11 protein-coding genes are annotated in these 8,661 nt (G+C 67.6%); all 11 read right to left on the bottom strand.

Annotated features, from left to right (window positions below; genetic code table 11):
- The coding region (locus E3D03_RS19365; protein WP_263568312.1) for a VapE domain-containing protein at positions 1–2,105 on the bottom strand (2,105 nt) is incomplete at its 3' end.
- A 9-nt stretch (positions 2,106–2,114) separates the two neighbouring features.
- Positions 2,115–3,434 (bottom strand): ATP-dependent RecD-like DNA helicase, encoded by a 1,320-nt coding sequence (locus E3D03_RS19360; protein ID WP_263568311.1) that lies wholly within the window; start codon positions 3,432–3,434, stop codon positions 2,115–2,117.
- A complete protein-coding gene (locus E3D03_RS19355) occupies positions 3,431–4,180 on the bottom strand; it encodes a hypothetical protein (protein ID WP_263568310.1) in 750 nt (249 codons plus the stop codon). The genes E3D03_RS19360 and E3D03_RS19355 overlap by 4 nt, the downstream gene beginning before the upstream one ends.
- Complete coding sequence (locus E3D03_RS19350) at positions 4,177–4,974, bottom strand: hypothetical protein (protein WP_263568309.1); 798 nt, start codon at positions 4,972–4,974, stop codon at positions 4,177–4,179. Before E3D03_RS19350 ends, E3D03_RS19355 begins: the two co-directional genes overlap by 4 nt.
- On the bottom strand, positions 4,971–5,180 hold the full coding sequence (locus E3D03_RS19345; RefSeq protein WP_097031988.1) for a hypothetical protein: 210 nt from the start codon (positions 5,178–5,180) through the stop codon (positions 4,971–4,973). The genes E3D03_RS19350 and E3D03_RS19345 overlap by 4 nt, the downstream gene beginning before the upstream one ends.
- Before the next feature lie 10 nt (positions 5,181–5,190).
- Positions 5,191–5,418 (bottom strand): DUF6511 domain-containing protein, encoded by a 228-nt coding sequence (locus E3D03_RS19340; RefSeq protein ID WP_097031834.1) that lies wholly within the window; start codon positions 5,416–5,418, stop codon positions 5,191–5,193.
- Positions 5,419–5,558: 140 nt separating this feature from the next.
- Positions 5,559–5,789 (bottom strand): hypothetical protein, encoded by a 231-nt coding sequence (locus E3D03_RS19335; RefSeq protein ID WP_068767866.1) that lies wholly within the window; start codon positions 5,787–5,789, stop codon positions 5,559–5,561.
- An 82-nt stretch (positions 5,790–5,871) separates the two neighbouring features.
- Positions 5,872–6,621, bottom strand: coding sequence for a hypothetical protein (locus E3D03_RS19330; protein WP_263568308.1), 750 nt, complete (start codon positions 6,619–6,621; stop codon positions 5,872–5,874).
- 21 nt (positions 6,622–6,642) lie between these two features.
- Positions 6,643–7,500 (bottom strand): ATP-binding protein, encoded by an 858-nt coding sequence (locus E3D03_RS19325; RefSeq protein WP_263568307.1) that lies wholly within the window; start codon positions 7,498–7,500, stop codon positions 6,643–6,645.
- 101 nt (positions 7,501–7,601) lie between these two features.
- Positions 7,602–8,120 carry a hypothetical protein gene (locus E3D03_RS19320; RefSeq protein ID WP_263568306.1) on the bottom strand — a complete coding sequence of 173 codons (519 nt, stop codon included), beginning with the start codon at positions 8,118–8,120 and terminating at the stop codon, positions 7,602–7,604.
- Complete coding sequence (locus E3D03_RS19315; protein ID WP_263568305.1) at positions 8,120–8,512, bottom strand: hypothetical protein; 393 nt, start codon at positions 8,510–8,512, stop codon at positions 8,120–8,122. The genes E3D03_RS19320 and E3D03_RS19315 overlap by 1 nt, the downstream gene beginning before the upstream one ends.
- Positions 8,513–8,661 lie beyond the last annotated feature (149 nt).

Here is an 8,661-nt window from a genome sequence, read left to right as displayed (position 1 = left end):
AGCGGCCAGAAGCGGCGGTTGCCGGTTTCGTCGCGCAGATAGGTGTCGGGGTTCACGGTGCCCGCGAACACGCACTGGCGTGGCACTTCAACGGTGTAACGGCCATAGGGCGGACGGAAGCGGTCAGTGGTGCGGGTCAGAAAGGCCTTGATGCGCGAGACCTCGGCCCGACCGATGGCGTCGAGTTCGGCAATTTCCACGATCCAGACGCCCTGCATGTGAATGGCAGCATCCTTGGATCCAAGCTCGGGCAGTTCGTCGGTGAACCAGTCCTCGCCCGCCAGCACCTTGATGGCCGTCGATTTGCGCGCGCCCTGCGGCCCTTCGAGGATCAGCATATGATCGGCCTTCACGCCGGGCCGATAGATCCGGGCCACGGCCGAGATCAGCCAGAGTGCACCGATGGTGTGATGGAAGGCTGTCGGCGCGGCGCCGAGATAGGTGCTGGTCCAGGTCTCGATCCGGGGCGTGCTGTCCCATTTCAGGGTGTCGAGCCAGTCGCGAACCGGATGGATGCGCATGTCGCGGGCCACCGCGCCGACACCACGGCCGACAACCATCGGGGCGACGTTCAGCCCGCGCAATTGCAACCACTCGGCGGTGCGCACATCGTCGGCATCGTCCCAGGGGCGCGGAAATCGGATGGCCGGATCATCCCATGGCAACGGCTGACGAACCACGATACCTTGCGCGAACTCGTCGAAGGCCAGGAGCCCGGCAAAGACCGGATCCGAGGACAGGGCGATGATCACATTGGCCTCGTTGCGCTCGGGCGTGCCGGACAGATCCTGGCACAGCCGCCCAAACCAGGCGGGACGCGCAATCCTGCCCTGCGGATCGCCCGTCACATGCACGCGGCGGCGCAGTTCCGTCAATTGCTTGTCGAGGATCGACATGGAGATGCCGGTCGCAGTCTTGATCCGGGCGAGGATCTGGCGTTCCGGCAGCGGATCGAGCCGGGCAAGCGCAAGACGGCCGAGAAGGCTGGAGAGCGCGGCGAGTTCGGGCGGGTTGGTCAGCGCCTCGGCGGCGGCAATCAGAGCGTCCGGATCGCCAGGTGCCGGAGCCGCCACTGGCGTCGAAGCCTCAAGTCCGATCGGCTCGTCTGCCGAAATCTCCGGGCGATAGTCGGCCGCACGCGCCCCGCGCATCAGATCGTCGTTGAAATCATCGCCATGGAGCGGGACCACGATATCGTTCGGAATGTCGGCCCGGTTCAGGCGATCTGACAGGGTCGCAGCGGCTTGACGACCTGCGTCGCCTGCATCGGCGTAGATCGTGATCCGCGTCGTGCCCTCGGGCCAGCGAAAGCGCGCGAGGCCATCCGCGGACAGCGCCGCCCAAACGGCGGTGCCAAACAGGGCATGCGCTGCCAACGCTGTCTCGATGCCTTCGGCGATGCCGAGGTGGCCGTCCGCAGGCATGGCGAACAGGCGCACGGCTGCTTCGGCAACCGAACCCAGCATCTTCTTTCCCGCAGGTGCCTTGGTGCTGCCGTCGTCCAGCAGGAAGGTCCGGTGGATGCCCTGCGCGCGGGTGCCATCCGCCAGGCGTGGCAATGCGATCAGCCCCGGCCAACCGCGTCGCGTGTCGAAATCCGGCAAATCGGGGTGGAACAGCAGATCCGGGCATCCCGAATCGGCAAGGCTGCGGGTGCGGAGGTAGGTTTCGCCGGGGGTGCCAGCGAGCGGCTGTGCGCCGTCGACCAGTCGCGCAATCTCGCCGGTATGATCGGGCTTCGCGCGTGGCGCGTTTCGGGGCGCGGGATAATTCATCCCGGCAATCCGAGAAGCTTCGTCGAAGAGCGCGCCGTCGCTCAGTCCTGTCGCCTGCGCGATCAGATCGATGGGCCCGGCGCTTTCGCCGGTGGCATAATCGAACCCCCAGCCGGCATATGGTCCGTCGAGATGGATGGTGCACGACCCTTCCTTGCGCGGCGGGCGGCCGGACAGGTCTGCACAGCGCAAGGAGCGACGGTCGCGCGCAAGCCGCGCCTCCGGAAATATGCCGGGGAGCCAATCGCCTGCGGTCGCCGCCAGCCGGTCCTTGACCGCTGCCAGATCGTGGCGTGCCTTCGGCGTGGCGACATCGTTGAGATCGATCATCGCGCCCCCTCAGGCCAGAAGGACAAGGCCGCGTTCAGCGCGGGTGATGGCGGTATAGAGCCAGCGGCGGCGGTCGATCTCGCTGCGGCCAAGGCCGTCATCCCAGACGATCACATTCTCCCACTGCGACCCTTGCGCCTTGTGGGCGGTGATCGCCCAGCCGTAGGTCGCCTCGGTCAGCTTGCGCTTTTCCCGCCAGTCGCGGTCATGGCGCTTGGCGTCGTAGGCCACATGATCCTCGAAATGCCCCTTGTAGATGCGCAGCCGCCCGGGGCGGCCGTCGCTGTCGAAGGGGGATACCCGGCGCCCGTCCTCGTCATGCACCACGGCCGAGAAATAGAGGCTGCCCTCGTCGACGATATCCTCGAGGGTCAGGAACATGCCGTTGATAAGCCCGAGCGAATTGTCGTTCTTGAGGCAGATGATCTTTTCCGCCGCGCCAGTGGGCATATACGTCCCGCCCAGCCCAGCCGCCGCGCGCATCGCATTGTTGATCTGCAACCGTGTCGCGTTAAGCCCGCAGATCAGCTGGCCGCCGCGCAGCGCCTGTTCCGGCGAAATGTCGCCCTTGCGCATCTTGGCGACATGGGTGTCGTAGGTGCCAAAACCGATGGGCTCGCCCATCCGCGCCATGGTGGCGAGACGGATGATCGCGCTCTCAGTCGCCTGACGGTGGATCTCGGTCAGCATCACGTCGGGCGTATCGCGGGTGAAGGCGCCTTCGCCCTTGATGGGCGGCAACTGACCCGGATCGCCCAGAACGAGGATCGGTTTTCCAAAACTCATCAGATCGCGCGCCATTTCCTCGCCCACCATCGACACCTCGTCGAGGACGATCAGCCTTGCATCCGCCGCATCGCTCTGCGGGTTCAGGGCGAAACGGGGATGCTTCATCGCCGAGAGCGCCTGCCGCATGGCCTCGATCGCGGCCTCGGCCGTGGTGCGGTCAAAGCCGGTCAGCCGCCGCGCAGCAGTCTCGGCCTCTCGGACCTTCTGCGCTGCGGCCTCGATTTCCGTTTCCGTGGCCTCGATCACAGAATAGATCAGGCTGTGGATGGTGCGCGCGGGCGTGCCCTTGCGCGTCAGCACCAGCGCCGCCTTGCCTGTGAAGGTGGCGGTAACCACACCCGGCACGCAGGTGCCGTCCTTCGCGCCGCGGTGAGGCGACAAGCCAAGCTCATCGAGCGCGAACTTCAGCACTGTGCTCTTGCCCGATCCGGCATAGCCAAAGAGCCGGAACACCTGTTGCGTGTCCGTGCGGTTCTCGAACCAGTCGCGGACCTCGGCGATGGCGGCGGCCTGCGCTGCCGATGGGGTGAATTCCGTCATGCCTGTCGCGCCTCCACCGCAAAGTCCTTCACCACCCCGCCGCGCGCGGGATCGCCCACTTCGCATTGGCGCACGAAGATGCGCCGACCGTCCGGCAACTGGCGCCAATGCCCCCGACGCAGGTGCCAGCGCGGGCTGGCATGACTGCCGCCGAGCGGTTCGGATGCGGCGCGAAGCCGGGCCGGATCGATGGCGACCTGATGCCAGGTCCAGCCGCGCACGCCATCCCGCGCGAAGGGTTTGCGTTTGACCGGGGCGATCTGGCGTTCGCTGATGCTCGCTGCCGATGCGAGGATCGCGAGCCCGCGCCAGACGATGGCCGCAGCCGCCTGACCGCTTTGTTCCGCCAGCCCTGCATCGCGGAGCGCAGGATTGGTGGCGAATTCCGCGATGCCACCATCGGTGATCCGGACATGGGCATGGATATCGGTCCAACGTCTGGGGCTGCGCCACAGGGCGAGCCAGACCGCCTCGATGCCGTCGTCGCGCTGCCGGGCGTAGACGATCTGGCTGCGGATGGTCCGACTGCGGTCGGCCAACTCAAAAATCGTCTCAGGGTGCGGCAACCGTTGCGGACCGGCCGCCAGGCGGCGGGCCAGCGCATCGACGTCGTCGGAATCGAACTGCGCCTGATCGGCGAAACGCCAGACCGGTGCGAACTCGAACCCTTCGAGCAGGTCCGGCAGCCAGAAGCACGCGCGATGGGCCCGGATGATGCGCTTGAGATCATAGGCCTCGGGGATCATCGCCGCTCACCCCAGCACCTAGCCGCCCATGCGCAGGGCGCGTGCCACTTGCCACCGGCCATGCCACCCCGGCAGACGACGGCCGTGGGTTCGGTCGCCGCCCGGGGCAACCACTCGCCCGCCTCTGATGCCTGCACGACCGTGACCGCGCGATCCGACATTTCCTGCGCCAGGCGGGCATCGAACGGCACCAGTTCCGTGTGCAATTCCATCGTGTCGCGGTTCAGCGCGGTGAAGAGCGCCGGGTTGGGCAGGTCCATGTAGGCCTGATAGAGCGCGATCTGGGCGGCGTAGACGGGGCGCGCGATGCTGACGCCACGCTTGACCACATCCTTCCAGCTCGACGCGCCGAGCGCCTTGTTCTCCCAGAGCGCGGGATAATCCATCGCCAAGGGGCCCGAGACGAAGCAGCCGTCGATATGGCCCTTGAACCGGCCCGCCATGGCCGCGAAGCCGAACTGGCGACCATCGGGGCGTTCGGTGCGCAGATCGAACCCGGCAATCCGGAACCAGCCCGCGACAATGTCCTCGGCCCGATGGCCCGCCTCGAAGATCCGCAGGATGCGCGGTTCGAACTCCTGGCCCTCGTCCTTGGGGACAGCGAGATAGTCGAACTGGATCTGGCGCATGCAGTTGCGCCCGAGCCCAGAGGAACTGACATAGGTGCGGGGGCGCTCGGCGCGATTGCGCGCCGTCAGGGCCGCATCGATGGCGGACGTAACGGCAGTGGCGATCGGCGGACGCGGCGCATCCTGACCGTAGATGCAGCCCGAGCCGTGGTTCAGGTCGATCATTGGTCGCGCTCCCAGAAGCCGCCCGCCTGCGCGATGCAGGTCAGCTTGTGGTGCTGGGCCTCTGTCAGCCGGGCACGCGCGCCGAATGTCGCCAGCTTCTGGCGCAGGCTCTCGCAGAACTCGACCTCGAAGTCGGTGATGGCGTTCGCCGTCGCGGCGGCGAGAAGGTCGGTCCAGGGGGCGGCCTCATTGTTCAAATCGATCATGGCGGCCCCCTCAGAACGGAATCGGATCGTCATGGGCCGTGCCGGTCCGTTCCTTGCGCGCGCCCTGCGCCAGCATGCTGTCGACATAGCCGGTGACAGCCGCCTCGATCAGCCGGTCGATATCGGCGGCGGTGCGATGGAAGAAGGGCTCCATGAGCCCGAGGTCGGTCAACGCTTCGGCAAAGAGCGCCCGCGCGTCGCGGATCGCCTGTGCCTCGCGGGCGGTCTTGTCGATCATGCCATTCATCCTTTGGGCGATTGCGCTGCCCACGTCCTGACAGCGGAGCGAGCAGAAGCGGTGATAGGGATAGCGGTCGTGCTGGAGGCGGTGGATGTAGCCGAAGCCACGAGCCTCCCGCGCGCAGACGGCGCAAAGCGCTACCCCAGCAGGAAATTCGCGATCGGGTCCTCGGGCGGCCAACCCGCCCGCTGGAGCTTCTCGGTCTGCATCACGATCCAGCGCGAGATCGCGTTGCTGGCCATGGCCTCGAGGTCGCCGAGGGTAAGGCTTGCGATGGGTTGGTGCAGTCTTCCTCGGGCCTCGAGCCATGTTCCGATCTCCAGCGCGGCGGCGCGCGTCACATGCGCCTGCCATTCGTCGGGGGTCATGGGCCGGTCTGCCGGCCCATCCCCATCGGGCTCGGCGGCAGGCGACCCTGCGGACCCACCTGACCGCCGCTTTCGCCGCACCTCAGCCATTGAGCCACGCGGGCATCGCCGGGGTGCCCGGTGCTGCGGGGGCCGGTGTTTGGGGCGTGGCCGGTGCAGCGGGTCCGGTCTGTGCGCCCCAGGTCGGAGCGGCCGTCGCAGTGGGCTGCGCTGCCGCGCCCCATGCCGGAGTCGGCGCCTGCCAGCCCGGCGCCGCGACGCTCGCGGCCTTGCGCGGCGGGGCGTTGACGGGTTCCGGCGGGACGGTTTCACCACGCATGACGGCGGCATGCTGCGGCTCGTCGGGCAGAACGACGTTGGCGATGCGGTTCTGGTCGCGATACTGCGGGTTCGACGCGGGCTCCACCATGATGCGGGCGGCAAAGACGATGCCGTCGAGATGCTTGAGGCCGGGCAGCACCCGCTTTGCCTTGGTCGCCGGGGTTTCGTCGCGGGGATCGAGACCGAGGGCGCTGTCGACCATGGCGCGAAACGTGGATTTCGAGATCTTCCAGCCGATGGACTGGCCTTTCTCGTCGAGCTTGCCGCCTGCCACAGTGAAGCTCTGCCAGAACTTGCGCCGGGCATGCGGGCCTTCGACCACCGTGAATTCGCAGTCGAGCATGCGCGCATCGCTGGACTGCGAGGCCTTCAGCAGGCCCGCATCCATCGGCGTCGCGCCATTCACGCCGCCGGGGCGGATCGTCAGCCGCACCTTGGCGAAGGTGCCATCCGGGATCAGTTCGCCGATGGGGGCCATCTGCGGCTGGGCGTCATTCAGATCGTAGCTCATGGGATCATGTCCTTTCAGGGATCAGGAGGCGAAAACGGATTGGTGGGGGGCGCGGCCGTCGATCCGGGCGAGCAGCGCGCCGAGGTCGGGCGGTTCCGTCAGGTCGAGGCGGCCGGAACGGTCCTTGGCGGGAAGGCCCCAAGGATTGCCGGACTTGCAGACAAGGCGGCGGTCGGTGGCGGTCTCGTCCAGCACCCAGCCGCCTTCGGCATCGCGGGCGAAGAGGTGCATCGAAACCACCTGGTCCACGATGCCGGGCAATTCCCGCCCCGCCTTGCTGCCTTCCATCTGCGGCTGCCAGGTGACGGCGCCGAAATCGTCGGTCACCTTTTCCAGCACGCCGACGAAGATCACGGTCTTGCCGCGTGCATGCTGGAGGTGCTTCAGCGCCTGGATCACCTCACGCCCCAGAAGCCCATAGGCGCCGCGGACATCGGGCTTGCCGGTCCGGTCCGAGAAGGCCTCGGGCTGCTGGCGGGCATAGGCCATCGCCTGCCGGGTCAGATCGGTGATCGAGTCGACGAAGACGATGCGCCGCGCGGCCAAGAAAGCTTCGATGCCGCTGTCGCGGTGCTGGGCCTGCAGCCACGCGTGCCGTTCGGTCCCGTACCAGGACTGCGGATGTTGCGCGGGGTCCGGCCCGCCGATCAGCACCGCCAGATCGCGGAAGTCGGTGAAGCTGCGCACCGGGATCGACGCGCCGCGCCAGTCCTGCACCGATTTCATGCCAGCCTCGAGGTCGAGGCAGACGGTTTCGTCGGCGGGGAGGGATTTCAGCAGCGTGGTCTTGCCCACGCCGGGCGGGCCGAAGATGGCGAGCGAGGTCTTGTTCTCGGCGGCCGAGAGGCGTTCGTCGGCGGTGATGATGCGGAAGGCCATGGGGTTCTCCGAAGGATTGAAAGGGGCGCGGCGGCGGGGGTGACCGGGTGCCGAAGGGGAACCTGCCCGGCGTTGCCGCTCGGGCGTCCCGCCGCCGCGCGTCACCGGTCTCGGGTCTCGAGCCGGAACACGGGTTTGCCGGTGGTCTCGGACCGGGCGGCTGCGAAGCCGTCGCGCATGGCGTCGGGCCAGGCCCCGAAGCGGCGTTCGGGCACGCGATAGGCGATCTCGAGATACTGGGTCGGGTCGTCGCCGGCCTCTCGGATCCGGGTTGCCATGGTGGCCAGCCGGTCCTGATCCCACGTGACCTTCTTCGGCAGGTCGGCGATGACCACCACACCCGCATCCTCGATCCGGACCGTGCCCGAGGTCTTGCCCTGCGCAGACCGCTTGGCCTCGGTCGCGGCGCCATATCGCTGCGCCAGTGCCGCCTCGAAACGGTCCTTCAGGCGCTTGACCCGGGCGCTCTCGGCCGCTGCTTCGTCCTGCAATGCCAACAGCAGGTCTGCCTGCATGTCGGCGATTTCGCCGATGGACAGCCGGTCGAGATCCTCGAACGTTGGCACGTTGTCGAGGCGGGCCTCTGTCGGCGCGTCGGTGCTGGGGAACGGCATGGCCATTACCGCCCCTCCCGCTTCAGGGCCGCATCCACGGCGCGGTCCGTGCCGACAGCCCCGGCTTCACGCGCCAGACGATGAAGCTTTTCCAGCGCCGAGGATCGCTGGATGGCCGCGGACAGTTCGGCATTCGCGGCGACGATCGCGATGGCGATATCGTCGACACTCGCGGTCTCGACGGGCAGCGGATCGGTGGCATTGCCGGGACGCCAGGCGGCGGGGATCACCTCCGGCAGATCCTCAAGGCTGCGGAAAGCCTTGCGCAGGCGCGCAAGCGGGCCGTTGGTCTCGGTCATGTCGTGGTCTCCGTTGAGGGATGCGGCCGAATTTCCGGCCAGAATGAAGTAGAGGGACGGCGGGAGCCGATCCCCGATCCAGGCAAGCGCGGCGCGCATCAGGCGGCCTCCTCTGTCGCGATGAGTTGGGAAAACGGGATCGGCGCATGGCGCGGCTTGGTTCGCGCGATGGCCAGATAGGCGAAACGGTCGGGGCCGACGCGGACCTGCACCAGATGCACCAGCGCGGCCTCGAAGGCGCGGTGGGC

The sequence above is a fragment of the Paracoccus sp. DMF genome, assembly GCF_004407025.1.
Lineage (GTDB): Bacteria > Pseudomonadota > Alphaproteobacteria > Rhodobacterales > Rhodobacteraceae > Paracoccus > Paracoccus aminovorans_B.
The sequence above is the reverse complement of the archived record's forward strand: the minus strand, read 5'-3'. Positions and strand labels throughout refer to the sequence as shown.